Raw genomic sequence first — 25,311 nt, forward strand, 5'->3', positions numbered from 1 at the left:
CTTTTTTTCCTTCTGTCTAAAGTAATCGGGAACCAAGCAGATACATAGTTATAAAGTTATGTCTTGCTCTGCCAAACAGACCCAAAATGCAGTTTGGTTGGTTTTGGAGAAGAAAGGCTTAGCGCTCGATTAATGAGCATCAATTGAATTGTATTGAGACAATTATAATGAAAAGAATCATCTTATTAGCAGTCTGCGCCATGTTTGGTATTGCTGTCGTGGCGAGTATGGCATCAACGTACCTAATTTCGAGTCAGAAAATCGATGACATCATCTTAAACAAATCCCAAGTTCAAGCTGAGTTTCTAGCGGGAAATGCGAGTTATATTTTGGAGAACTCAGCTAATCCAATGCAAGATTTACAATCGCTTGTTGAGGGGCTGAAACAACGTTCAGACGTGAGCTATGCCGTTGTAATTGATCGTAACGTGACGGCAGTAGCCCACAGTGATAAGCACAAGTTGAACAAAACCTATAACGATGAATATACTGTTGAAGGCGCGACGAGAGGTGTTCAACAGTACTCAAAGTGGTATGCCGATGTCCAGAAAGTATGGGTGTTTGACATCATGGCACCAATTTATGTGGATGGTCAGTTATACGGTACTTTTGATATCGGTATTCCTATTACTGAAGTGAGCCAAGCGACGAATGGAATTATTACTTACCAGTTGATCTCTATGGTGGCGATCTTCGTTATGTGTGTTTTGATTCTGTCACTTCTGCTAAATAAACTGATGAGACCGCTTTCTGCGCTTAAAGACGCTCTACAAGACATCTCAAAAGGAGACGGAGACTTAACCGTTCGTTTGCCAGCGAAAGGTAATGACGAAGTCGCGCAAATTTCTTCTGCTTTCAACGTTTTTGTTGGGAAAGTACATGAGATTATTACACAAGTTGTAAATACTGGTGTGGAGCTTAATAGTTCAGCTGTCGCTTTGCGTGGGCAATCTCAACAAGCGCTCACAAGAGGGCAAGAGCAGAACGAGCAAACCATGCTGGTTGTCACATCCATGAACGAAATGATTGCGACGGTCAATGAAATTGCCTCCAATGCTGCCGGAGCGGCAAATGCTGCGAGTGCAGCAAGTAATGAAGCGCAAGATGGCTACACGACGCTAGAAAGAACCAAAACGGCGATGACTAATCTTGAAAACGAGATGAACAGCACTTCCAACATTATCGTGAGTCTTGCTGAAAATACTCAGTCGATTGGTAGTATTCTAGAGGTGATTAGAGGTATTTCGGAGCAAACCAATCTATTGGCTCTCAATGCGGCTATCGAAGCGGCACGCGCTGGTGATGCCGGCCGAGGTTTTGCAGTAGTCGCTGATGAAGTTCGCAACCTAGCGACTAAAACGGCTCATTCTACCGATGAAATTGACAATATGATTCACCAGCTACAAACTGAAGCTCAAAGTGCGGTGAATTCAATGAGTAATAGTAAGACTCTTATTGAAGAAGGAACGGCAGAAACTGAGTTAGCTCGACAGGCTTTAGAAGCAATAGCTGCACAAGTGACGACTATTTCAGATATCAATACTCAAGTAGCAACCGCAACAGAACAGCAATCAACGGTAGCAAACGAAATTAATATGAACATGGATACCGTCAGCCACTCAGTGAAAAGTGCGCTAACAGCGAGTGAGCAACTAGAAGAATCAAGTCAACAACTCGCGGAGCTATCGCGAACACTCGATCGTCACGTAGGAGCGTTTAGAATCTAAACGCCAACTGACCCTCTTTAATAAAAGCCAGTAAATGTTAATTGCTGGCTTTTTTATTTGAAAAAATCGAGTCTCAAATCGCTTAGCGGTGTTTGTCCTTTCTAGACGATAAAACAGAATACGATAAATTAGTTGAGTAAAGCTTAGCTAGGCGTTAAGTTTTGCGTTTTGCTTTAAATGTTCAACAAACATAGATATTTTCTTAGCTACATGTTTTCTTGACGAGTAAAAGGCGTAAAGCACTAAATCCTCAGGTTCGTACTCTAGAGTGACGATTTCTAGCTCACCATTTTTGATCTCATTTTGGCATGACTCAATTGGCAATATTGCGTATCCAAGCCCTAATAACGCGCCATATCTGGCGAGATGACCGCTGTTTACTTTGAATGAAGATTGCACAGTTTGAGTAATATGGCCCCCAACAGGGTTTCTGAATACCCATGGTGCACCATTTACTGCGGTAAGCGTCGTGATGCAGGGAACATGACTTAGATCCGTAATTTTGTAAGGGGTGGCGTATTTCTCAATTAGTTGAGGCGCGGCTAAAATGGCACTGGGCCAGCGTTTTATCTCTCTCGCCACCCAGTTACTGTCTGACAAAGTCCCTCTATGAAAACTCAAAATGACATCAAAGCTGTCAATAACATCATCTTTAGGGTTTAGCGTTGTATCGCAAGACAAAGAGATTGACGGGTATTGCGTGCAAAAGGTGACAACCGCTTTGGCCAGTACAGGTGTGTCTGGCATAAGAATTCGCAGTTCCCCTGTTACCGTGTGCGAGTGGCGCGTTACCGTTTCTAGTGCGGCGTTGAGTTGCTCCAATAACGGACGAGTGCTGCTATAGAGCTCTTCTCCAGCCTCGGTAGGCGTCATTCGCCTTGTTGTTCTATTGAACAACCTAATGTTTAACTTTTCTTCAAGCAGGGCAATGTGTCGGCTGATATTTGATGTTGGTATATTCAAACACTCAGCGGCTCGCTTAAAGCTGTTGTTCTCATAAACACAGTGAAAACTTTTTAACCAGATTTGGTCAACGTTATCAAACATTTCATTATCCCACTTTATTGGATTATCAAGCCAGCATATCGCACTTTATCCCTGTACTAAGTTACATACAATTTTATTTACAAGTTTAAGCGAACAAACAACGAGATATCGCGCTAGAACGTAATCAATAGTGGTGAATTTATGAGCTGGTTAGAACGGTTATTTGAGAATAAAAATATAATAGGTTCGCGCAAAGCGTCTATCCCTGAGGGCGTTTGGACAAAGTGTCCTGAGTGTGAACAAATACTTTATCGTGCCGCGTTAAAAGAAAATTTGGAAGTATGCCCTAAATGCTCATATCACATGAGAATGGCTGCGCGTCAAAGGTTGATCTCTTTTCTGGACCATGGAACACAACAAGAGTTGGCAAGTGAGTTGGAGCCACAAGATATTTTGGGTTTTAAAGACTTAAAGCGATATAAAGAGCGAATTGCTTTAGCGCAGAAAACGACTGGAGAAAAAGATGCGTTGGTGGTGATGCAGGGCAAGTTATTGGGGCTGCCTGTTGTTGCGTGTGCATTCGAATTCTCTTTCATGGCAGGCTCGATGGGCGCAGTGGTTGGCGAGAAGTTTGTCCGAGCAATTGAAAGCGCAATTAATACAAAATCTGGGTTAGTATGTTTTAACGCTTGCGGAGGGGCGCGCATGCAAGAGTCTTTGGTGGCACTAATGCAAATGTCAAAAACCAGCGCCGCGTTAAACCACTTATCTGAGCACAGATTACCCTATATCTCAGTATTGACGGACCAAACTTATGGTGGCGTCTCGGCGAGTTTAGCCATGTTAGGAGACATCAATATTGGTGAACCTAAAGCAAGTATTGGCTTTGCGGGAAGACGTGTCATTGAGCAAACGGTACGTGAAAAGTTACCAGACGAGTTTCAGCGAAGTGAATTTTTACTAGCGCATGGTGCGCTAGATATGATTGTCGATAGACGTGAAATGCGCGATCGCGTTGGCCGCTTACTGGCTAAGTTAACCAACGCGAGGGTGGTCTCAGAATAGGTTGTATTAAAATTAGACTTAGTACTTGCGTTTATTGAGCCGTAATCATTACAAACCGTTCATTTTGCCCCCATCTTGGTTCCGCATTCATTAGGCTGAGATCCAACGCCGTTTGGTATGGGTCAACAGCAAAATGGTTGCTTACTAACCCCCAGAGCATCCAGTTGATTGCGGTTTCATTCTCGGTAAGCTCTTCGAGTGGCGCTTGGAGGAAAAAGTACTCATCTTCGCCATCGTAACCGAGCCGATCATAGATAATGTTGCGTAGCTCTCGATCCAAATCATGTTGGAGGTTGATTGAGTCGTACAGTTGCTCTTCTGTTGGGCCATTCTCATGGTGATAAACATTGCGTTTTGACTCTTTGTGTAAAGTACCTGCGCCAGTTTCAATGCTTACTTTCTTTTGCGAGTGTTGCTCAAGAACTTGAATGATTTCATCCTCTAGTTGATCGAGTTTACTCAGCAAAACTTGATTGTTTATGTCACCAGCGGGGGAGGCCATCGTTTGGAAGGCTTTCACTCTCTCGTAGACTGCTTTCCCGTGAGGAAGGGCTGCAAAACACTGTTCTTGGAGCGCTTCATTGGCTTGCCAAATGCCCGAGTAGAGCTCGTAATCATGTGTATATGGTGGAAGCTCTTCAGTATCTTCCCCTAATAATTCTCGCCAGTGCTTTTGCCACTGTTCTTCTTTTGCGTGTTTTACACGCGCGTATTGCTTAACCCAGCGGTTACGAAGTTTTACCCCAAAAATGGCAAGTCCCCATGGAGCGAGCAAATAAAAATAATAGTGAGAAGAGTTATCCCAAAAGTAACCGTAAACGTAAACACCAAAAGCAAGCACCCAAGTTCCAATAGTACAAGCAATAACCCCGGACATTATTGATGATTGGCGCTTTGTTTCTCTTAATGTATTACCTTCAGAACATAACCAAAAAATGCCGCCAAAAACAAAGGCAAACGTTGTCATGAAGTAGGCAATCCCCGCTCCCCAAAATCCCCAAAGTGACATGTATTATCCCTAGCCAAATATCTGCTTTATTCACTCATCAATGACTGGAGGAGTAAATGTGTTTGATTTGGCGGAGAATTTACCATTAATGCCAACCTTTTGATATGCACTCTATGACTTATTGGGTATGAGTCACAAATAAAAATAGATGGTATCAAGCATCAAAATTTAATTTAGAACCTTTGATTGTCGTGAACTCTATCTGGAAGAGTTAAGGGGGGCGTTTAAGGGCAATTTTCCTCATAAAGTCGTTATTTAGAAAAAGGTAAATTAATGTTTTTATTGATAATTGTGAGTTTTTTTGGAGTGGGATTGCTCCCATTTAATTAGAGTAAAAGACCTATTTTTGGGAGCGGTTTCATAAATTTTATGACACTGATTTCACTGTTTGAGCTGTAAAGAATATAAACCCCCACTCAATGTATGTTAATAATCAATGAGTGTTGTTATGTCTCATATCCGTTTTTTCCCGCGCCATCGTTTGGCGCTTGCTTGTATGCTAGCGAGTGTGTCTGGCTTCTCTTTTGCACAAAATCAGTGTGCTGTTGCTGATTTACAACAATCGCGAGATCTGGCTACTGCCGTTTCTGGTGCTGAGTATGATTGCTACCACGCATGGTTTTCAGCACCTTCAGAAACGCTGAATGATATCTATAGTGAAGCGAGCCTAAGCCGTATCCAAGTCGCGCTGGATCAAGAAATCGCTCGCTATCGTGGTGAAGCAGATCAAGCTCGTATTCTAGAGAACCTAGGCGAATTTATTCGAGCGGCCTACTACGTTCGCTACAACGCTGGTACTGGTACACCTGAGTTTTCGCAAGCGTTGAGTCAGCGTTTTGCTCAGTCGACGAACCTATTCCTAAACAACCCTCATGCTTTGGATCAAGGTCGTGAACAAGTTGGTGCAATGAAGAGCCTGACTTTGATGGTTGATAACGTTAAGCAGTTGCCGCTGACCATGGATAGCATGATGGCCGCGTTGATGCACTTTAATCGTGAAACCGCACAGGACACGCAATGGGTCGATGGTTTAAACAACTTGTTCCGCTCTATGGCAGGCCATGCGGCGAACGATGCGTTCTACCGATACATGGCAAACAATACACACCATATTGATACGTTGGTGAAATTCGCATCTGATAATGCTTGGGCATTAGATACGGATGCAAGCTTTATCGTTTTCAATGCATTACGTGAAACTGGTCGTTTGCTCGCGAGCCCAGATCAGGAGACCAAACGCAAAGCATTGGCAGTAATGCAACAGGTGATGCAGCGTTATCCACTGGGTAGTGAGCATGACAAACTATGGCTTGCTGCCGTTGAAATGATGAGCTACTACGCACCAGAAGGCCTAAATGGTCTGAATATTGAGCAAGCCAAGCAAGATTTAGCTGCACGTGTAATGCCAAATCGTTTTGAATGTCAGGGACCTGCCATTATTCGCTCTGAAGATCTGACCGATGCTCAAGCAGCGAAAGCGTGTGAAGTGCTAGCGGCAAAAGAAGCCGACTTCCATCGAGTTGCGAATACGGGTAATCAACCTGTCGCTGATGATTTGAATGATCGTGTTGAAGTGGCGGTATTCGCGAGTAACGCTAGTTACGTTGATTACTCTTCATTCCTATTTGGTAATACAACGGACAACGGTGGTCAGTACCTAGAAGGTGACCCTTCAAAAGCGGACAATACTGCGCGTTTCGTCGCTTATCGCTACGCGAATGGTGAAGATCTCTCTATCTTGAACCTAGAACATGAATACACGCACTATTTAGATGCACGATTTAACCAATACGGTTCGTTCAGCGATAACTTGGCTCATGGTCATATTGTTTGGTGGCTAGAAGGTTTTGCTGAATACATGCATTACAAGCAAGGTTACCAAGCTGCGATTGAGCTGATTGCAGATGGTAAACTGAGCCTTTCCACTGTGTTTGATACCACGTACTCTCACGATACCAATCGTATCTATCGTTGGGGTTATCTAGCTGTTCGATTCATGTTAGAAAATCATCCACAAGACGTCGAAAGCTTGTTGGCATTGTCGCGCTCTGGCCAGTTCGAACAATGGGCACAGCAGGTGACGTCTTTAGGTCAACAATACGATGCTGAGTTTGAACGTTGGTTGGACACATTAAAAGTGGAACCTGAGCAACCTGATACAGACCCAGAAGAACCAACAGAACCAACAAGCCCTGAAGCAAAAGTGACTGAATTGACGGCGAACCAAAGCCTTCAGCTCAGTGGCGAAGCATACAGCGAAAAACTGTTCTACGTTGATGTTCCAGCCAACACCGTTAACTTCAATGTATCTATTGAGGGTGCGGGTGATGCGGATCTTTACATGAGCTACAACAAAATCGCGCATTACTATGATTTCGAAATGAGTCAATATGCTGATGGCAGCAATGAAGAGATTGTGTTTGAACCAAAGCAAGATGGTTACGTTAAAGCGGGTCGTTACTACATCAGCTTAACTGGACGTGATAGCTATGACTCAGTGAATCTTGTGGCTGCGTTAGAAGTGGAAGCGCAAACACCGCCAACCCAAGTGCAAGATGATTTAGCACCTGTGGTATTAGAGTCTGGTGAAGCCAAAATGCTTACCGTTCACAAGCAGCGTTATGCAGCAGTTTATGTGCCTGAAGGTGTTGAAGAGGTTCGTGTATGGCTAACGGCTCACTCTCAAACTGGTAATGTCGATCTATACGCGAGTAGGGAACATTGGCCTACAGTAGAGCAGCACGAGTATGCGTCCAACTATGCAGGCAGCAATGAATACCTTGCGATTCCTGTTACTGAAGCAGGGTACGTGTACTTCGCTCTTCAGGCTCCAGAGCAAGGTGATGACGTTGAAATGCTAGTGCACTTCAACTAAACAGGTTCGATTAGCTAAAGTCGAGATAAAACGTCGCTGATACAGCGACGTTTTTGTTTATATCGGACACGATTATAAACAAACAGCGGCGAATGCTAGTTAATCGGCTGATCTATCGAGTTATCGGTTGCCCTTTTTCTAAACGGCTTTAGGTTTGTATTGCAATTTACCGCGCACATAAACTTTTTTAGCGACGCGTTCTGTGACCTAGCTTCTGATTTGTGATTCCCAAATGGATACAATATATATGCACCCCGTGCAATAAAGTGAAAAGGGAAAGACATGAAAACGCTTATTTATGAAACGTTGATTAGCCTTGCTAACCAAGAACCAGAACAACATGCAAGAATCCGACAAAATCTCTATGAACAGTTGGATCTGCCGTTCGATAAGCAGCTGGCTTTGTATTCTTGTGCCCTTGGTCCTGCAAGTTCAGGCAAGTTGGAGAGCAGTCAAGGCATTAACAACGCGGTAGATTGCGCGGTTAAACTGCTTGAAACTCCTGAGCGCTAATTCACTCGTTGTTTTAATCACGGCCCGAACCCCAAGGGCCGTTTTTAACTGCGGTTAAATTGATTTCAACGTTGTTATTACTCTGCTCTTTCCGCTAACACTTCTTTGAATGCAAACATGCCGTTTAATGCCGCGGGAAACCCTGCGTAGACGGACATCTGCAAAATGATCTCTTTAATCTCATCCTCGCTACAGCCTACATTCAGCGCTGCATTTAAGTGCACTTTTAGTTGCGGCGCGCAATTCCCCATAGCCGTTAGCGCGGCGACGGTTGCGATTTCTCTCGATTTTAGGTCTAAGCCCGGGCGAGCATAAATATCGCCAAACGGATACTCAATGGTGTACTGAGCTAAATCTGGACAAATATCTTGTAAGGTTTCGATGACATTATGACCAGCGTCGCCATCAATTTGAGAGAGTAGTTCTAATCCTTTGTTAAAGCGTGATTGTTCCATCGGTATGTTCCTAGTGAATAAACGTAAACACACCTTAATCGTTAGAGTTAACTCTAAGTCAACGAACTTTTCCGCTTTTATACAAGGCAATTTTTTCTTCTAGAGCCGATAAGTGCTTTTTCTGTTGCTCAATGTGGCGTTTGAGGTTTTCTTGGTGTTGTTCTAACAGGGCTTGACGTTGTGGTACAGATTGAGAGCCGACTTCCCTTAATTTGGCATATTCTAGAATCTCTTCAAGTGGCATTGCAGTTTCTTTTAAACGTTTAACAAAGCTTATCCAGTTTAGATCTTTCGAACTATACATTCGATGTCCACTCGCGTTTCTATGGACATGTTTAAGTAAACCGATTTTTTCATAGTATCGAAGTGTATGAGCAGATAGCCCGACGAGGTCAGAAAATTCTTTGATATTCATTATTATCCTCCAAGGTAGAGCATACCCCATAGAGATAAGCTAAGTTTCGCATTTTGAAGTCATTTCGGGACAGATACAAACAGAAATCTTTAGTCTTTTAACGCTAGGTATGGTGATTTACTGGATTTTTGAAACGCGCCAAACGTGATCCACCTGCCAGTTTCGTTTTATTAACAATTGATTACTAAACGGGTTGGCTTGGCTATTTTTATCCTTTGGGCCTATTTTAGGGCGTACGTAGGTCTTATGTTGCATCTTTTTTGATTGATGTTTTTGCCAATAAAAACAATATTTTAGGTTTGTGTTGGGCTATTTGGGTTGTATGTTGTGTGCCCGTTATTCACTCAGAACGATTTATCGCTGTGCAATGGATGAGTTGCTACGCCTTCGATTTCAGCCTTGAGTTAGTGCTAAAAGGGTGAGTGCCTCTGATGAATAGCTTTTATAATTTCGATTATTGAATTCACTCACAAAAAAATGCAAACAAGTAATCGTGAGTGGAAACGAGCAGGAGAACAACATGAGTGGCTCACAGGAAACACAATCATTCGGTGCAAACGTTATCTTACATGCGTTTGATTGGAAGTATGCTGACATTGCCCAACGAGCAAAAGAAATCCGCGAGCTTGGTTATGGCTCTGTGTTGGTTTCGCCACCAATGAAAAGCGCACACGATGAGCGCTGGTGGCAGCGTTATCAACCACAGGATTATCGTGTTATCGATAATGCCTTGGGTGATACCAAAGATTTTATTCATATGGTTCGTGAACTGGAGCAAGTTGGTGTGTGGGTTTATGCCGACGTAGTGTTTAACCATATGGCAAATGAGGCCCACCTTCGCAGAGACCTTCAGTACCCAAGACAAGAGGTCTTGGAGGAATACCAGAACAACAAACAGAAATATCAGTCGCTAGCGTTGTTTGGCGATCTATCTCAACCACTTTTTGATGAAGAGGACTTTGTTGAAGCATTCGGCATCAAAGACTGGAAAGATAAGTGGCAGGTTCAAAACGGACGTATCACAGGTGGGCCAACCGATCCTGGCTTGCCAACTCTTCGTGTTTGTGACCATGTTGTTGAGCAGCAGCGAGCGTACCTAAAGGCGCTGAAAGCTATTGGTGTGAAAGGTTTTCGTATTGACGCTGCGAAACACATGACGTTAGAGCATCTTAAGCGTGTTTGGACAGACGACATCACGCGGGATGTGCATATATTTGGTGAAATTATTACCGATGGCGGTGCGACGGAAGAAGAGTATCAGCTGTTTCTTGAGCCGTATCTACAGGAAACTCGCCTAGGTGCGTACGATTTCCCTTTGTTCTCAACCATGTTTAAGGCGTTTGCTAAAAAGGGCAGCTTCAAGTCTCTGATTGATCCCTATTGTTTTGGTCAGGCTCTGTCTCCCGGTCGTGCGATTACATTTGCTATCACACATGATATTCCTAACAATGATGTCTTTCTTGATCTCATCATGGACGAGGAAAACGAATGGTTAGCTTATGCCTATATTCTAGGCCGAGATGGTGGTGTGCCGTTGATTTATACCGACTTAAACACCAGCGGTATTAAAGGTAAAAATGGTCAGCCAAGATGGCAAGGTGCATGGAGCGATCCGAGAATGGCAAAAATGATCCAGTTCCATAATATGACGCATGGCGAGCCGATGAGTGTTCTTGAAGGTAACGATGACATGCTCGTACTTAAGCGAGGTGACAAAGGTATTGTGGTGCTTAATAAATCACAGCGTCAACAGTCTTTGACATTAAAAATCGATGGTAATTGGGTTGATTTGATGACAGAACAAATCATTCCAACTGACGGTAAGTTAATCGTACCATCTAAGTCGTCGATGTTACTCGTCGCGAAGTAGAAGATGTACACACCGAGGTTAGCAACTTCGGTGTGTATGTTTTTCATCGTCATTCACGTTCTGCTGAAGTTCAATATAAACTCAAACTCTCTCGTTTTTGCTAGAAATTTATGAGCACTCGTTAACGCAACATTCTGCTTTTAAAAAACCAATTACGTCATCTAAGCACTGATACTCTGCAACACAAAAAAGGGTTCTACCCTCACGGCGCTGGGTGAGAAGACCGGCTGAAGCAAGGCTCGAGATATGATGAGAGAGAGTGGATGCTGGAATGCCAAGCTTTTCTTGTACGCCGCCTACCGCGATACCTTTGTATCCCGCTTTGACGACTTCTTTGTAAATACTTAAACGAGTCGGATGCCCTAACTCTTTTAGTGCTTTAGCAACGGCTTCAAGCTCCATACTGACCTCTAAAGAATGACCACAGTAATTTTGTTTCGATAATAGGGAAAGTCTCGGTAAATGCCAACTATTACGATCTCAGAACAATTTAAATCAGATGAGATTCATGCTGGCTAATGCCTTCATGACAACAATTGTCTGTTCTAATGAGACAGATCAATCTTCATTATTATTTCACGCCACGTTCAAAATCCCTCGTCTACACTCAATGTTGAGTTGTCAGTTGGCAGACCAAGGAGGCGGCCATGATTGCGGTTCATAGAGATTATTGTTTGTCTAACAGTTCGGAGTTACATGCCCACGTTAAAGTCAACCCTGTTGGTAAATTAGAAGTTGAGATTGTTGAACTTCAAGAGCGCCACACCACAGAGTTTGATGATTTGTCTTTTGAGAGTCGTGGGTGTGAAACTCGAATCTGTGGTAAAGAAGACACAACTCCGTGGCAGTTCAATCTTGCAGTTACTGATGCGTTAGAGCTTTCTCATTTAGTGGAAGAAGCAAACGAAGAGTATGAGATTTTAATGAATGATCTTATGTAATATCGAGAAGATCATTTTATCCTGCACGGCGTGTGGCTCTGTACTGAAAAAATAAAAACCTCCCAAGCGGGAGGTTTTTAATATGGAGTGCGTTATCGTTGGATAGGCTCTTCTCTTGGTGGTGTTAGCTCTTGGACGTTATCTTCATTAAAGTCATCTGCGTAACCTTTAGGTGGCGGTGTCCAACCACGTTCTGACCGCGATAGTTTGTCATGACGATCTTTTTGCATCTCTTCCGCCATTTTCTCCTCTAACTGAATAAACAGTTGTCGGAAATTGTTGTCATAGCGTTCACCTTCAGAATCATCTTCCCAAGCTTTGTAAAGTATTTCTGACTTACGTGCTTCAACACGCTTATATGTCGCCTTCTGTTGTTCAACAAAGAAGGGGTGAATGCCAAGGGCTTTCATTGTGTGACCGCCCATCTCCAATGCAGAATGGTAGGTCTCTGATTCAATAATATCAGCCCCCGCTTGACGCAAAAGATAGCCATGTCCACGGTCAAAGGCACGTGCAATCACTGTTACTTTTGGGTACGTGTGCTTAACGTACTTCACCAGTTCTACACTCGATTCTTGGTTATCAATCGCCACAACCAACGCAGCGGCGTGCTCAATGCCGGCTGTATGTAGCATATCTGGTCGAGTCGCGTCGCCAAAATAGGCGCGAGTGCCAATCTGGCGCATGTTATCGACTTGGTCAGATTGATGGTCAAGTACCACGGTAGTCACGCCGTTTGATACCAATAGGCGATTCACTATTTGTCCAAAGCGGCCGATGCCGGCGATGATCACCGTGCCTGTTTCCTCAATCGTATCGCTTTCGCGTTCATTTGACTGGCTTTCAAAGCGCGGCAGAATCACTCTATCAAACAGAATAAACAAACCTGGTGTCAGGAACATCGAAATCGCAACCACTAACGCAAGAGTTTGTGAGAGTTCAAATGGGATGACGTGGTTTTGCACTGAAAAGCTTAGAAGCACAAAGCCGAATTCACCTGCTTGAGCCAAGCTTAGGGTAAACAGCCAGCGGTTGCTGCCTTTCACCCTAAATATCAGTGCAAGAATAAACAGCACCAAGGCTTTCAAAACCATCACGCCAATGGTCAATGCCATGACCAACCAGAAATCACCAAAAAGGACCGAGAAGTTGATCCCTGCGCCAACGGTAATAAAGAACAGACCTAACAATAGACCTTTAAATGGTTCGATATTGGATTCTAACTCGTGGCGGAATTCACTGTTCGCCAATACAACGCCAGCCAAGAAGGTTCCTAAGGCAGGAGATAAGCCCACTAAACTCATTAGTGCAGCGATACCAATGACAAGCATGAGTGCAGTTGCGGTAAAGATTTCTCGCAAACCAGAGCTAGCCACATAATTGAGCAGAGGTCGACTTAAAAAGTGTCCACCAACGACGACGATTGCAATCGATGCTGTGATTACGATGCCGTATGCCCAGCCTGGCAACCCCGCAACGAGGCTTAATTCTTCATGGTGCGCTGCGGCTGTTTGAGCCGCGGACTGTGCCTGTTCAATTAATTCAGGTAAGGCCAATAGAGGAATGAACGCCAACATTGGTATCACTGCAATATCTTGAAAAAGCAACACGGAGAAAGCGTTTTGTCCACCTTCCGTCTTCGTTAATCCTTTTTCGCTAAAAGTTTGCAAAACAATCGCAGTAGAAGAGAGGGCGAAGATCAAACCTATGGCTAAGGCTATGGTCCAAGGCTGGTCAAAGTACAAGGCAATACCCATAATCGCCGCGACGGTACCACCGACTTGCAGACCTCCTAAACCCATTAAGCGATTGCGCATCGCCCACAACATTTTGGGTTCGAGCTCTAAACCGACGAGAAACAGCATCATCACCACGCCAAACTCGGCAAAGTGCTGGATTGTTGTTGTTTCTTCACCGACTAAACCGATAATTGGGCCAATGACCACACCTGCGATGAGATAGCCTAAAACGGACCCAAGTCCCAAACGCTTAGCAAGTGGGACTGCAATTACAGCAGCAATCAAATATACGAAGGCTTGTAAGAATATCCCTGTCATGAAGCCTCCTTAATGAGCTCTGGCAATGCGCTGTTAAGCTTGATTAATGACGCCGCAGCTTCAACATCCAACCTATCTTCGACTAAAGCTGTTAGCAGGCTCTTGTACCGCTCGACATGACGAGGGATTCGCCCTTCTTCATCTGCTGTACGTGCGCCAAACATCGCGAGAGGGGCAATGTAGTTCATGCCGGTCAGTGCGGACATTTGTTCAATAGGCGCAAGCAGTTGACGAATCGTAAAGTGGTTGTAGCCCTCTGCCTTATAAGCTTCTTCTTTACCCCCTGCAGACAGCACACAAAGCATGGTCTTACCTTGCAGTGCTGTGCCATCTGTACCGTAAGCAAAGCCATATTCCAAAACCAGATCTTGCCACTCTTTTAAAATCGCAGGCGTTGAATACCAATATAGTGGAAATTGGAAAATCACCACGTCATGCTCACGTAAGCGTTGCTGCTCACGGTCGATATTAATATCGAAACGAGGGTATTCGCCATAGAGATCAACACATGTCACGCCTTCAATTTTTTGAGCTTCTTTGAAAAGTGGAGTATTCACTTCTGAACGATGCTGGGAAGGATGAGCAAAGAGAATGAGTACTTTTTTATTTGCCATAGGGATCCTTGCTATCTAAATAACCATGCCCAGTAGGAGCGCGGGTTGGTTAGAAAATGTAACTCATAAATGATCGCCAAGCTAGTTTGGAAAACTGTTTAAGCTGTTTCAATATCAATAAAAAACCACCAAATAAATTGGTGGTTTTGGGAAGCGTTACTTTTTACTAATCATGAATAGGGACGACTAGAATATCCACCGGTGACTTGTTAATTAAGTGTCTGGAGTAAGAAATAATCTTGCTCCAGAAATCTTGGTGGTGACCACAAATCAGAAGATCCACTTCTTGCTCTTTAATGGTGACCTCTAATTTATCAGCCAAGTCGCCAGTACCTACGAAGAAATGTTTAAGTGGGTAATCCATGTAATCACTAAATGTTTTTAAACATTCCATTGAATGCTCATTCAACGGCCTTTGATCCGGGTTTTCTTTGATGTCTACAAGCTCACGATAGATTTCTCCGTGCGTACCATCAATATGAATAAAGGATATATCGGAGTCGAGATAGTTTGCCATTGATACCGCTCTGTCGATAAGCACGGTGCTTTCATCTGACAGTTCGAGTGCAACAAGGATATGTTTGTATTTCATAACCACGCCCTTATGTGGATTATCTTTACCCTAAGCATAGTATGGCTTGGATAAAAATTGTGTTGCTAAGATCTCGAAATTGTTCAAAGACTTGTTAAAAAGTTAATGTGATATAACAACTTATTGTGAAACTTTCTTTTTGTTCACATTTGGTTAGAAAGCTTGCTTTTTGAACAAAAAAGCGGCTACACTCTGCGCATCATTTCTCTAGGAGATTACGCCAACATGAAGAACTAAACCTGTCATCCATATTTTTACTTATTTTTTGGATCTGCAGGGTTAGTAGGCGTAGCTCACTTTCCGATATTTCTTTGCAACAAGACGACTTTTTGATTTGACGTATATCGTCGAGCTTTACATAGAGCTTAATGCGTTTGTGCACGCGTTTTGTTGCAATTTCAAATCATAGCTACGGCTGTTGTCCCTGTCATACAGGAGGCAAATTATGCCAGTTTTACAAGCTTTTAATGTTAGCCATCAGTTTGATAATGGCGATACGCTATTCCAGTCTATTTCTTGTTCCATGACTAAACGACGTGTTGGTTTGGTTGGGCGCAATGGCATCGGCAAGTCGCTTTTGGCTTCCATTTTAGCGGGAGAAATTCAGCCTGCCAGCGGTGTTGTGACTGCTCCCTCTTCTTTCATGATGTATCGCCAGCAGCCGTCTGATCTGCTTTCAGGTCAGCAATCGATCGCCCAATTTCTAGGAACAGACTCGGCCTTACATGCTTTGAAGCAGATTGAACAAGGTGATGTTTCTGAGCATTGGTTCGAACTGGTTGGCGAACAGTGGGATATTGAACTGAAACTCAAACAGCAGCTTGCTGCGATGGGCTTGCCGCAAGACCCTGACTTCTCTTGTGCTCGGCTCAGTGGTGGTCAGTTGGCACGTTTGCAGTTATGGCAGTTGTTTGAAAACGAAACGGAGCTTTTGATTCTCGATGAACCATCCAATCACCTCGATACCGAGGCGAAACAATGGTTGATAGAGTCTATGACGCATTTCAGCGGTGCGATTTTACTCATCAGTCACGATCGTGAGCTGCTGCGAGAGATGGAGGAAATTTGGGAGCTATCGGGCCTAGGTTTACAGGCTTTTGGTGGAAATTACGATGTGTACGCCGAGAAAAAACGCACTGAACTGCAAGCGGTTGAGAGGCAGTTAGCGCAAGTCGATAAACAGAAAAAACGGTTAGCCGAGCAAGCCCAGAAAAATCGCGAAAAAGCAGACCAACGCGCCGCGCAAGGGAACAAACTGCGCAAAGACGGCAGTCAGCCCAAAATTTTGCTTGATGGAAAAAAGGATAGCGCGACCGCCAGCGCTTCAAATCGCAATAAGAATGAGCAACTCAGACAAGCGCATTTACAAGCCAAAGAACAGGCGTTGCAATCGCGACATGAGCAACTCAAGGCGCAAAAGCTTTATCTTACAGATAATCCGAACCGTTCGCGAAAAGTGTTGTCGATACAAGAAGGTATATTACCTTTTGGGAATTCTACGCCTATCACGTTGCAGATTTTTGCGAACGACAAAGTCCATCTCAAAGGGAGAAATGGCTGCGGAAAATCAACCTTGTTAAAGACGTTGCTTGGCGAGTTATCGTTGCAGAGTGGTGAGTTGCAAGTGAATACGCCTTTGTACTATCTCGACCAACATTTTGGTGCAGTGAATCCAAATCTTTCGTTACTTGAGAACGTAATGGAGAGCTGCCAAGAGATGACGGAAAGTGAAGCGAGGACCTTATTGGCCGGGATCGGTTTTCGTCGAGATGCTGTGTTTCGATTGGGGCGCCTACTGAGCGGTGGCGAGAAGATGAAGCTCGCGATGCTGATAGTCAGCAACCAAAATTCTCAGCCTTTGCTGCTGCTTGATGAACCAGATAACCATCTCGACCTCGAGTCAAAAATAATGCTTAGTCAGGCGTTAAATGTATACAAAGGTGGATTTGTTCTGATTAGTCACGACCAAGATTTCGCTTCTGAGTCTGGGGTTTTGCGCCAAATCGAGCTGACTTAGACGAAAGAGAGTAAACGCCATCGTGGCTCTTCAGTATTGTTCCCAAGTTCTACACTTCCACTTACTAGTTTGTAGAACTGGAAGGAAATGAGGGAGTTAGGATGGCTTTCACAACTCGTTTAATGAAATTAGATTCATTTTGTCGATATATAGTAGAGTTCTGATGTATTGCACAAAAAGACAACAGAAAAATAAAAAGGAATTTCATGAAAAAGAACACCCTAGCACTCACAACGGCTCTCGCACTCGGAAGTGTGTTGTCGGTGGCGTATGCAAATGAAGCGGCGCAATCGTCGGTTGAACAGGTAACCCCGAAAACCATCACGTATCCAACCACACAAAAAGTGGATGTTGTCGATGACTACTTTGGTACAAAAGTGAGTGATCCTTATCGCTGGTTGGAAGACGATCTCAGCCCAGAAACCGCAGAATGGGTTAAGGCACAAAATGCAGTGACGTTTGATTATCTGGCGAAAATCCCTTACCGCGAGCAGATTGAAGAGCGCATTACTAAGCTCATGGATTACGAAAAACAAAGCCAGCCGTTCAAAGAGGGTAAGTTCACTTACTTCTACAAAAATGACGGGTTACAAAACCAAGACGTGCTTTATCGGCAGCTAGGTGATGGTGAAGCAGAAATTTTCCTCGATCCAAATACTTTTAGTGAAGATGGCACCACATCGTTAGCGGGAGTGAGCTTTTCACGAGATGGATCTTTGGTTGCATACAGCATTTCGGAAGGCGGTAGCGATTGGCGCAAAGTCATTGTGTTAGACACAGAAACCAAAAAGCCCGTCGGTGAAACGCTGGTGGATATTAAGTTCAGTGGCATCAGTTGGCTCGGCAATCAAGGCTTCTATTACTCAAGTTATGACAAGCCAAAAGGGAGTGAACTTTCCGCGAAGACAGACCAACACAAGCTCTACTTTCATAAACTAGGGACGAAACAAAGTGAAGACCAATTAATTTTCGGTGGTGTAAAGGACGAAAAGTATCGCTACGTTGGGGGTTACACGTCGGAAGATGAACGCTACTTGTTTATCTCAGCCAGCGTATCGACGTCGGGCAACAAACTGTTCTTCAAAGACCTGAGTAAGCCAAATAGCCCGCTGAAAACCATTTTAGATAACACCAGTTCTGATACTTGGGTGATAGACAACCAAGGCACGAAACTGTACTTGGTTACGAACCTTAATGCACCGAACAAACGCGTCGTGACGGTGGATGCAAGTCAGCCGCAGCCCAAAAACTGGAAAGATTTGATTCCTGAAACAAAGAACGTGTTACGTGTTTCTACCGCGGGTGGCAATTTGTTTGCGAGCTATATTGTTGATGCGATCTCGATGGTGAAGCAATACGACATGAACGGCAAACTCATCCGAGAAATCAAATTGCCTGATATTGGCAGCGCATACGGTTTCTCGGGTAAAAAAGATGAAACCGAAGTCTACTATTCTTTCACCAACTACAAGATGCCAAGCACTACCTATCGTCTGAACATCAAAGATGGTGATAGCGAGGTGTACTACAAATCTAAAGCGCCATTTGATCCCGCTTTGTATGACTCTCGCCAGGTGTTTTACACCTCAAAAGACGGAACAAAAGTGCCGATGATCATCACCTATAAAAAAGGGACACCGATGGACGGCAGTGCACCAACCATCCTATATGGTTATGGCGGTTTCAACATTAGCCTCACGCCATCTTTTAGCCCGACACGTGCGGCTTGGTTAGAGCTTGGTGGTGTTTACGCGGTAGCGAACATTCGTGGTGGTGGGGAATATGGCAAAGAGTGGCACAACGCTGGCATTCAAATGCAAAAGCAAAATGTGTTTGATGACTTTATTGCTGCGGCTGAATTCCTAATTGATGAAAAGGTAACGTCATCAAACAAGTTAGCCATTAACGGTGGATCGAATGGTGGCTTGTTAGTGGGGGCCGTTATGACGCAACGTCCAGAGCTGTTTAAAGTGGCGCTGCCAGCAGTCGGCGTACTGGATATGCTGCGTTACCATACTTTTACCGCAGGTGCTGGTTGGGCGTATGACTACGGCACGGCAGAGCAAAGTAAAGAGATGTTCCAATATCTGAAAGATTATTCGCCAGTGCACAATGTAAAGGCGGGGGTGGAATACCCAGCAACATTGATTACAACCGGTGATCATGATGACCGTGTTGTTCCTGCTCACTCATACAAATTTGCTGCTGAGTTGCAATCGAAGCAAGCGGGTTCAAATCCGACCTTAATTCGCATCGAAACCAATGCAGGACATGGTGCAGGCACACCAACGCGTAAAATAATTGAGACAAATGCAGATATTTATAGTTTTGCACTGTTCAATATGGGAATAGAGAAACTGCAATAGTGCGAATTGTTTGCGTTTTAGTTATCGAAATGCATCGGCGCTTTATCGCTCGATAATAAAAAGGGAATCACAGAGAGTGATTCCCTTTTTATTTATTATAGGGCTACTATTCTAATCTGATGCGAGGCTAATCAAACTAAGGTTTTTTAAATTATTATAATGTTCTAATTAATCTGAAGAGTGTTGTACGATCGAAATGAAACATTGATCGCGATCACCTAAATCCATTGCACTCTCTATTTATATGGTAAGATTAATTAATCATTCGTTCTAATGATAATTGAATTTTAATAAGTTTTAATATTTCCTTCTTCGTTAGTATTACCAAATTTCAAGTTATATAAGATATAAGTAGCGGTGATTGAACTTTTACGATGCTTTATTTTATTTTAATTAAAGCGTCGAATGTTTCGTCATTATTGAATTTGCTTTGATAATTTATGTTATCCAAAGCGAGTTGTGTTGCTTGCTATTTATGATGACCTCATGACGTGAATAATTTTATAATCATTAAAATGGATACAGTTTTATGAATTTAGTGAAACCGTCTGTTGCCATTATGGTTGCAGCCCTACAACTCGCGTCTTCTGCCTATGCGCAGACAAACAATAACGAAGAACTACAAGATATGTCTGACCCACTTGCGGTATACACCCAAGCTGGCTTTGGTATTACTGATAAAGGCGCGAACATCAAAATCGGTCAAACTTACCAATCTAGCCAGCCTGGTACCATGGCGATGAACATCATTGAAATGAAAGGCATTGGTGGTGAGCTATTTGGCATTCGCGACAATGACGATCCAATATATGCCAACGTTGATGACAGCATTGACTCTTTCCGACTACGTAATTTCCAAGTAGAAGTCGCAAAAGGTCTAGGCCGTCAATTAGATGTAAACTACGACGTTGATAACGATAAATTAGATGCATCTTATAGCTTTATTCAAGGTCTACCTAAGTTTGGTATGTTGCAGCTATTTCCTTTAGCTGGTGCGGGTATCACTATTGCTAATGATTTTAGTGGTGATGACAAAGGTTATGAAATTCCAGGTACTTTCACTGTTGTGGGTATGTACTCAAAAATTGAATTAACCGATAAAATCTGGATTAACTACAACCCAATGTATATGCATACGTTGTCAGGGTCTAGTCAATATAAAGATACTTATTATGCAGGTGAAGATAATATCTTGACTCATGAGTTCGCGTTGTCTTATCAAATTAATCCTCGCGCAAATATTCGTTACTTTGCAAACTGGAATGAGCACGTTAATTTCGGTGATGGTGATCACCGTATCGAATTTAACTACCAATTCTAACTACCTCGTTTATTTCCAGAATAGAAAGTGTGTTTATCCATATATTTAAATATCTAGGCCAAAGCACTTTCTATATAAAGTAGGTTTATCATGAAAGCCAAATATAAATTTGCGTTGGTATCTATTGCTATATCTTCTGCATTACTATCAGGATGCAAAACTGGCGATATCGCAACGAAAACAGCCCAAGCACCCTCTGTTGAAACCGTTACCCTAACCGAAACAAAAATCACTCCTTATCATACTTTTATCGGTCGAACTGAAGCGGTAAATGACGTTGATATTATGCCGCGAGTCGGTGGAGAATTAACCGCGATTTATTTTAAAGATGGCGATATGGTCGAAAAAGGCCAATTGTTGTTTGAAATCGACGACCGTCCTTACAAAGCGGCACTGGCGTATGCAAAAGCGTCGTTGCAAAAAGCAAAAGCGCAACTCGTTCAAACTACGCGTGATGCAGAACGTGTGAAGAAACTCATCAAAGATAAAAGCATCAGTGAGCAGCAATACGATGACGCCATTGCCGCGCAAGCCGCAGCGATTGCTTCGGTAGAAGAGGCGAAGGCGACGCTGGTTTCAGCAAGGCTCGATCTTGAATTTAGCTCTGTGCATGCTCCTTTCTCTGGTCGCGTGGGTTTCAGCAACTTCCGAGTGGGTGACCGTATTTCGAAAATTCAACTCGTTCCTCTTGTTTCGATCACTCAAGTAGACCCAATTCGCTTTGGCTTTGATGTGGATGAGAAGCTCTACCGCCGCGTAAGAAGTGCGATTGATGTGGCTCATCGTAACGATGACAAACTGGATGTTGATTTAACACTGACGCTTTCAGACGGTTCATTGTATCCGCTTGATGGCAAGATCTACGCCGTTGGCAATAAGATCGATTTAGAAACAGGCTCAATTCGAGCAGAAGCACAATTCGATAATCCAACTTACGCGCTTATGCCGGGTGAATATGGCAACTTGACCATCAAGCTGCGCAACAAAACCATTGATGGTTTGCTTATCCTATCGGCGGCTGTTCAACAAGACCAAGCGGGTGACTACGTCATGGTGGTTGGTGATGATCACGTGGTGTCTCGTCGTAACGTTGAACTCGGTCAGACCTACGGTGTGAAACGTGCTGTGCTGACTGGTTTGGCGGCTAACGAAAAAGTCATCGTCAATGGTCTACAAAAAGTGCGTCCGGGTGCAACGGTGAAAGACGTTGAGCTACAGAGTGAACAAGGCTGAGTGAGTACTGATGTTAAGTAAATTTTTCATTCACCGGCCGAAGTTTGCTTTGGTGATCTCACTGGCGATGACATTGATGGGTATGCTCGCCCTGAAAGTCTTGCCAATTTCTGAGTATCCTCAAATCTCTCCAACGGTAATTACGGTGAGCACCATGTATCCGGGTGCAAACGCGGACGTGGTTAAAAAGACCGTAGCACAACCGATAGAAGCCAAAGTCAACGGCGTTGAAGACATGATTTACATGTCTTCTGTGATTGGTAACGATGGCTCATACACATTGCGTATTTACTTCCGAGTGGGCGCAGATGGCGATATGGCGCAGGTTCGTGTGAACAACTTGGTGGCACAGGCGACGTCGTCTCTACCACAAGAAGTAAACCAAATCGGTGTGACGGTTAAGAAGAAATCTTCCGACATGCTGGGCGTTATCACACTGCGTTCTCCGAAACAGTCTCACGACAGTATCTACCTTTCTAACTACGCGGATCTCAATATTGTCGAGCGTCTAAAACGTATCGAAGGTATGAGTGACATTACGCTGCTGGGTAAGAAAGACTACTCAATGCGTATTTGGTTAAACCCAAATAAACTGGCCACCTTGAAGCTTTCTGCTAACGATGTTATTGGCGCAATTAAAACGCAAAACATCCAAGTGGCGGCGGGTAAGATCGGTGGTATGCCAGCTCCGGGTGACCAGCAATATCAATATGTTTTGCAAACCAAAGGTCGACTCACTTCTGCGGAAGAGTTCGAGAACATCATCATCCGCGCGAGCAAGAAAGGTTCTTTGATTCGCTTGAAAGATGTGGCTCGTGTGGAAGTTGGCGCACAAGGTTACGAAGCTGATGGTCGTATGAATAACGAACCAGCCGCCGTTCTGGCATTGTACCAGTTGCCGACAGCGAATGCGCTAGACGTGATGGAACGCGTGAAAGAGGCCATGAAAGAGTACGAGAAATCGTTCCCAGATGATTTGGTCTATGACATCGCGTATGACTCTACCGAATACGTAGAGACATCGATTGATGAAGTGTACGAGACGCTGGTGATTGCGGTACTTCTTGTCACCTTCGTTGTGTACGTTTTCTTGCAGAACTGGCGAGCGACTATCATTCCAACCTTAGCGATTCCGGTTTCCATCATTGCGACTTTCGCAATCATGGGCGTGATGGGCATGACCATTAACACCATCTCGTTGTTTGGCTTGATCCTCGCCATCGGTATCGTGGTGGACGATGCGATCATCGTGGTAGAGAACGTGGAGCGGGTTATCCATGAAGAGCATTTAGACCCGATTCCGGCCACGATCCAAGCTATGAAAGAAGTGACGGGGCCAGTATTGGCAACAACGCTTATTTTGTTGGCGGTATTCGTACCGGTTGCGCTATTGCCGGGTATTTCTGGTCGGATGTTCAACCAGTTCGCAGTCACCATCTGTGTGTCGGTGCTGATCTCTGCGATCAACGCATTAACGTTAACGCCAGCGCTTTGTGCGTTGATGTTGAAATCTACTCACTCGCAACCTATTGCGCCTTTGCGTGCGTTTAATCGAGGTTTTGAAGCAATAACGCGCAAATACCAAGGTTTAGTTGGCTTCTTGAGCCGTCGTATTGTGCTGAGTATCGGTGTTTATGGCGCGCTTATTGCGGTGCTGGCATTTGCGTTCATGACCGTACCTTCCTCTTTCGTACCGAACGAAGATAAAGGCGTGTTCATGGTCGAAATGCGTTTGCCAGACGCAGCAGCATTGCAGCGTACTGCACCATTAATGAAGAAGTACGTTGATGAGCTAAAACAGATGGAAGGTGTGGAGAACGTGGTTTCGGTTGCGGGCTTCTCGGTAATTAACATGGCGTCGATTCCAAACTCGGGCATGTTGATCATCAAACTGGATAACTGGAGCAAACGTAAAGACCCTGAGCTACACCAACGCGCATTGATGAATAAAGTTAACCAAATGCTGAACTCAACGCCAGATGCCGCTTCGTTCGTTTTCGCGACGCCGGCAATCAAAGGTATGGGTGCGGTGGATGGTTTCAACCTTGTGCTGCAGGACAACTTGGGCCGTTCTCCACAAGAGTTGGCAAAAACAACCGCTGATTTTGTTGCCCAAATCAACCAACTGCCTGAAGTTGCACATGCGTTCTCGATTTTCCGTGCGAATATTCCGCAACGTTACATCGATATTGATCGCGATAAAGCGATTTCGATGGGCGTACCGTTGAATGAAATCTTCAGCACACTGCAAGCACAGTTGGGCGGCGCCTACATTTCTGACTTCAACTTGTTTGGTCGTTCGTACCAAGTGAAAGTGCAAGCAGAAGAGCAATACCGTGACAATATCGACGACATCAACCATCTGTTTGTTCGCTCAAGCTCTGGAAAAATGGTGTCACTGGCAACGCTAGTGAAAGTGAAGCCGATCTTCGGCCCAGATACCTTGTCGAACTACAACATGTTCAGTTCTGCAACCGTGAACGGTGCGCCAGCGCCAGGTTACAGCTCGGGTGATGTTGTAAAAGCCATTGAAAAACTGGCTGCGGAATCTTTGCCAAGTGGTTACTCGTACGAGTGGTCAGGCATGACTTACCAAGAGATGAAAGCAGGCAACATGGCACCAATCGCGTTCGCATTGTCTTTGCTGTTCACCTACTTGTTCTTGGTGGCTCAGTACGAAAGTTGGACCATTCCTGCTGCGGTAATGATGGCGGTTCCAGTCGCGATTCTCGGCGCAATGGGTACGCTACTGCTGGTGGGACAACCGTTCGATTTGTATGTGCAGATTGGTGTGGTCATCTTGATCGGTATGTCCGCCAAAGTGGCGATTCTTATCGTGGAATTTGCCAAAGTTCTGCGAGAAGAAAAGGGCTTATCCATCATTGATGCTGCCAAAGAAGCTGCTCGAATCCGTTTCCGAGCAGTACAGATGACCGCATTCGCCTTCATCTGGGGGGTATTCCCGTTGGTGATTGCATCGGGTGCCGGTGCGGCATCTCGTCACTCACTGGGCTTTGCGGTATTCGGCGGCATGATTCTCTCTACGTTTGTTGGCACGTTACTGACGCCAGTGTTCTTCGTGATGATGCAATCTCTGCGCGAGAAGTTTAAGCGAAAGAAACCCACTGAACTTGAGGTGAGCGAGCAATAACGCTGATTTCAACTGACTGACTCCACAACACCCCCACGCTGTGTGCGATTGGCCAATGCCTTTCATTGATATACAACCACCGTCGCAGCGTGGGTTCCCCTAA

At 44.3% G+C, this 25,311-nt stretch carries 19 protein-coding genes; 11 read left to right on the top strand and 8 right to left on the bottom strand.

Annotated elements, in window-relative coordinates; genetic code table 11:
- Positions 1-167 precede the first annotated feature (167 nt).
- Complete coding sequence (locus tag R7190_RS02550) at positions 168-1,727, top strand: methyl-accepting chemotaxis protein (protein WP_017635256.1); 1,560 nt, start codon at positions 168-170, stop codon at positions 1,725-1,727.
- A 147-nt stretch (positions 1,728-1,874) separates the two neighbouring features.
- On the opposite strand, the gene R7190_RS02555 is transcribed toward R7190_RS02550, so the two are convergent.
- Positions 1,875-2,774: a LysR family transcriptional regulator gene (locus R7190_RS02555; RefSeq protein ID WP_005375376.1), complete on the bottom strand. Its 900-nt coding sequence runs from the start codon at positions 2,772-2,774 to the stop codon at positions 1,875-1,877.
- Positions 2,775-2,915: 141 nt separating this feature from the next.
- Here R7190_RS02555 and accD point away from each other — a divergent pair, with 141 nt between their 5' ends.
- Entirely contained in the window at positions 2,916-3,779 is an 864-nt protein-coding gene (gene accD, locus R7190_RS02560) for an acetyl-CoA carboxylase, carboxyltransferase subunit beta (RefSeq protein WP_186585159.1), read from the top strand.
- 31 nt (positions 3,780-3,810) lie between these two features.
- On the opposite strand, the gene R7190_RS02565 is transcribed toward accD, so the two are convergent.
- Positions 3,811-4,788, bottom strand: a complete 978-nt coding sequence (locus R7190_RS02565) for a hypothetical protein (RefSeq protein ID WP_065275418.1) — start codon at positions 4,786-4,788, stop codon at positions 3,811-3,813.
- Between the two features lie 448 nt (positions 4,789-5,236).
- On the opposite strand from R7190_RS02565, the gene R7190_RS02570 reads away from it, so the two are divergent.
- Positions 5,237-7,663 (top strand): M9 family metallopeptidase, encoded by a 2,427-nt coding sequence (locus tag R7190_RS02570; RefSeq protein ID WP_213986388.1) that lies wholly within the window; start codon positions 5,237-5,239, stop codon positions 7,661-7,663.
- Positions 7,664-7,945: 282 nt separating this feature from the next.
- Positions 7,946-8,176, top strand: coding sequence for a PAS factor family protein (locus tag R7190_RS02575; RefSeq protein ID WP_005375384.1), 231 nt, complete (start codon positions 7,946-7,948; stop codon positions 8,174-8,176).
- A 77-nt stretch (positions 8,177-8,253) separates the two neighbouring features.
- Here R7190_RS02575 and R7190_RS02580 read toward each other — a convergent pair whose 3' ends face one another.
- Both R7190_RS02580 and R7190_RS02585 read right to left on the bottom strand, forming a co-directional pair.
- A complete protein-coding gene (locus R7190_RS02580; protein WP_005375385.1) occupies positions 8,254-8,631 on the bottom strand; it encodes a carboxymuconolactone decarboxylase family protein in 378 nt (125 codons plus the stop codon).
- 58 nt (positions 8,632-8,689) lie between these two features.
- A complete protein-coding gene (locus R7190_RS02585; protein ID WP_005375386.1) occupies positions 8,690-9,046 on the bottom strand; it encodes a MerR family transcriptional regulator in 357 nt (118 codons plus the stop codon).
- 520 nt (positions 9,047-9,566) lie between these two features.
- Between R7190_RS02585 and R7190_RS02590 the strand changes: the two genes are divergently transcribed.
- Entirely contained in the window at positions 9,567-10,916 is a 1,350-nt protein-coding gene (locus R7190_RS02590; protein ID WP_017635250.1) for an alpha-amylase family protein, read from the top strand.
- 108 nt (positions 10,917-11,024) lie between these two features.
- On the opposite strand, the gene R7190_RS02595 is transcribed toward R7190_RS02590, so the two are convergent.
- Positions 11,025-11,318 carry an ArsR/SmtB family transcription factor gene (locus R7190_RS02595; RefSeq protein WP_005375388.1) on the bottom strand — a complete coding sequence of 98 codons (294 nt, stop codon included), beginning with the start codon at positions 11,316-11,318 and terminating at the stop codon, positions 11,025-11,027.
- A 245-nt stretch (positions 11,319-11,563) separates the two neighbouring features.
- On the opposite strand from R7190_RS02595, the gene R7190_RS02600 reads away from it, so the two are divergent.
- Complete coding sequence (locus R7190_RS02600; RefSeq protein ID WP_005375389.1) at positions 11,564-11,857, top strand: hypothetical protein; 294 nt, start codon at positions 11,564-11,566, stop codon at positions 11,855-11,857.
- Between the two features lie 92 nt (positions 11,858-11,949).
- Here the strand turns inward: R7190_RS02600 and R7190_RS02605 are convergent, their stop codons facing one another.
- The 3 genes from R7190_RS02605 to R7190_RS02615 all read right to left on the bottom strand — a co-directional run bounded on the left by R7190_RS02605 (position 11,950) and on the right by R7190_RS02615 (position 15,120).
- Positions 11,950-13,914: a monovalent cation:proton antiporter-2 (CPA2) family protein gene (locus R7190_RS02605; protein WP_005375390.1), complete on the bottom strand. Its 1,965-nt coding sequence runs from the start codon at positions 13,912-13,914 to the stop codon at positions 11,950-11,952.
- Entirely contained in the window at positions 13,911-14,528 is a 618-nt protein-coding gene (locus R7190_RS02610; RefSeq protein WP_005375391.1) for an NAD(P)H-dependent oxidoreductase, read from the bottom strand. Before R7190_RS02610 ends, R7190_RS02605 begins: the two co-directional genes overlap by 4 nt.
- 166 nt (positions 14,529-14,694) lie before the next feature.
- A complete protein-coding gene (locus R7190_RS02615; protein WP_005375398.1) occupies positions 14,695-15,120 on the bottom strand; it encodes a universal stress protein in 426 nt (141 codons plus the stop codon).
- A gap of 445 nt (positions 15,121-15,565) precedes the next feature.
- On the opposite strand from R7190_RS02615, the gene R7190_RS02620 reads away from it, so the two are divergent.
- From R7190_RS02620 to vmeQ, 5 genes are all read left to right on the top strand, one after another.
- A complete protein-coding gene (locus tag R7190_RS02620; protein WP_054578669.1) occupies positions 15,566-17,137 on the top strand; it encodes an ATP-binding cassette domain-containing protein in 1,572 nt (523 codons plus the stop codon).
- A gap of 206 nt (positions 17,138-17,343) precedes the next feature.
- On the top strand, positions 17,344-19,503 hold the full coding sequence (locus R7190_RS02625; RefSeq protein ID WP_186585163.1) for a prolyl oligopeptidase family serine peptidase: 2,160 nt from the start codon (positions 17,344-17,346) through the stop codon (positions 19,501-19,503).
- 529 nt (positions 19,504-20,032) lie between these two features.
- Positions 20,033-20,824 carry a hypothetical protein gene (locus R7190_RS02630; protein WP_136976499.1) on the top strand — a complete coding sequence of 264 codons (792 nt, stop codon included), beginning with the start codon at positions 20,033-20,035 and terminating at the stop codon, positions 20,822-20,824.
- A 90-nt stretch (positions 20,825-20,914) separates the two neighbouring features.
- Positions 20,915-22,057, top strand: a complete 1,143-nt coding sequence (gene vmeP, locus R7190_RS02635; protein WP_136976498.1) for an efflux RND transporter periplasmic adaptor subunit VmeP — start codon at positions 20,915-20,917, stop codon at positions 22,055-22,057.
- A 10-nt stretch (positions 22,058-22,067) separates the two neighbouring features.
- Positions 22,068-25,208 carry an efflux RND transporter permease subunit VmeQ gene (vmeQ, locus tag R7190_RS02640; protein WP_136976497.1) on the top strand — a complete coding sequence of 1,047 codons (3,141 nt, stop codon included), beginning with the start codon at positions 22,068-22,070 and terminating at the stop codon, positions 25,206-25,208.
- Positions 25,209-25,311 lie beyond the last annotated feature (103 nt).

This window comes from Vibrio sp. 1078-1 (assembly GCF_033340475.1).

What these genes read in the sequence shown, in the direction of transcription:
- vmeQ (WP_136976497.1), top strand. Translation starts at nt 22,068, where the DNA reads ATGTTAAGTAAATTTTTCATTCACCGGCCGAAGTTTGCTTTGGTGATC.
- R7190_RS02625 (WP_186585163.1), top strand. Translation starts at nt 17,344, where the DNA reads ATGAAAAAGAACACCCTAGCACTCACAACGGCTCTCGCACTCGGAAGT.
- R7190_RS02570 (WP_213986388.1), top strand. Translation starts at nt 5,237, where the DNA reads ATGTCTCATATCCGTTTTTTCCCGCGCCATCGTTTGGCGCTTGCTTGT.
- R7190_RS02565 (WP_065275418.1), bottom strand. Translation starts at nt 4,788, where the DNA reads ATGTCACTTTGGGGATTTTGGGGAGCGGGGATTGCCTACTTCATGACA.
- R7190_RS02600 (WP_005375389.1), top strand. Translation starts at nt 11,564, where the DNA reads ATGATTGCGGTTCATAGAGATTATTGTTTGTCTAACAGTTCGGAGTTA.
- R7190_RS02555 (WP_005375376.1), bottom strand. Translation starts at nt 2,774, where the DNA reads ATGTTTGATAACGTTGACCAAATCTGGTTAAAAAGTTTTCACTGTGTT.
- R7190_RS02580 (WP_005375385.1), bottom strand. Translation starts at nt 8,631, where the DNA reads ATGGAACAATCACGCTTTAACAAAGGATTAGAACTACTCTCTCAAATT.
- vmeP (WP_136976498.1), top strand. Translation starts at nt 20,915, where the DNA reads ATGAAAGCCAAATATAAATTTGCGTTGGTATCTATTGCTATATCTTCT.
- R7190_RS02550 (WP_017635256.1), top strand. Translation starts at nt 168, where the DNA reads ATGAAAAGAATCATCTTATTAGCAGTCTGCGCCATGTTTGGTATTGCT.
- R7190_RS02590 (WP_017635250.1), top strand. Translation starts at nt 9,567, where the DNA reads ATGAGTGGCTCACAGGAAACACAATCATTCGGTGCAAACGTTATCTTA.
- R7190_RS02595 (WP_005375388.1), bottom strand. Translation starts at nt 11,318, where the DNA reads ATGGAGCTTGAAGCCGTTGCTAAAGCACTAAAAGAGTTAGGGCATCCG.
- R7190_RS02575 (WP_005375384.1), top strand. Translation starts at nt 7,946, where the DNA reads ATGAAAACGCTTATTTATGAAACGTTGATTAGCCTTGCTAACCAAGAA.
- R7190_RS02605 (WP_005375390.1), bottom strand. Translation starts at nt 13,914, where the DNA reads ATGACAGGGATATTCTTACAAGCCTTCGTATATTTGATTGCTGCTGTA.
- accD (WP_186585159.1), top strand. Translation starts at nt 2,916, where the DNA reads ATGAGCTGGTTAGAACGGTTATTTGAGAATAAAAATATAATAGGTTCG.
- R7190_RS02630 (WP_136976499.1), top strand. Translation starts at nt 20,033, where the DNA reads ATGAATTTAGTGAAACCGTCTGTTGCCATTATGGTTGCAGCCCTACAA.
- R7190_RS02615 (WP_005375398.1), bottom strand. Translation starts at nt 15,120, where the DNA reads ATGAAATACAAACATATCCTTGTTGCACTCGAACTGTCAGATGAAAGC.
- R7190_RS02585 (WP_005375386.1), bottom strand. Translation starts at nt 9,046, where the DNA reads ATGAATATCAAAGAATTTTCTGACCTCGTCGGGCTATCTGCTCATACA.
- R7190_RS02610 (WP_005375391.1), bottom strand. Translation starts at nt 14,528, where the DNA reads ATGGCAAATAAAAAAGTACTCATTCTCTTTGCTCATCCTTCCCAGCAT.
- R7190_RS02620 (WP_054578669.1), top strand. Translation starts at nt 15,566, where the DNA reads ATGCCAGTTTTACAAGCTTTTAATGTTAGCCATCAGTTTGATAATGGC.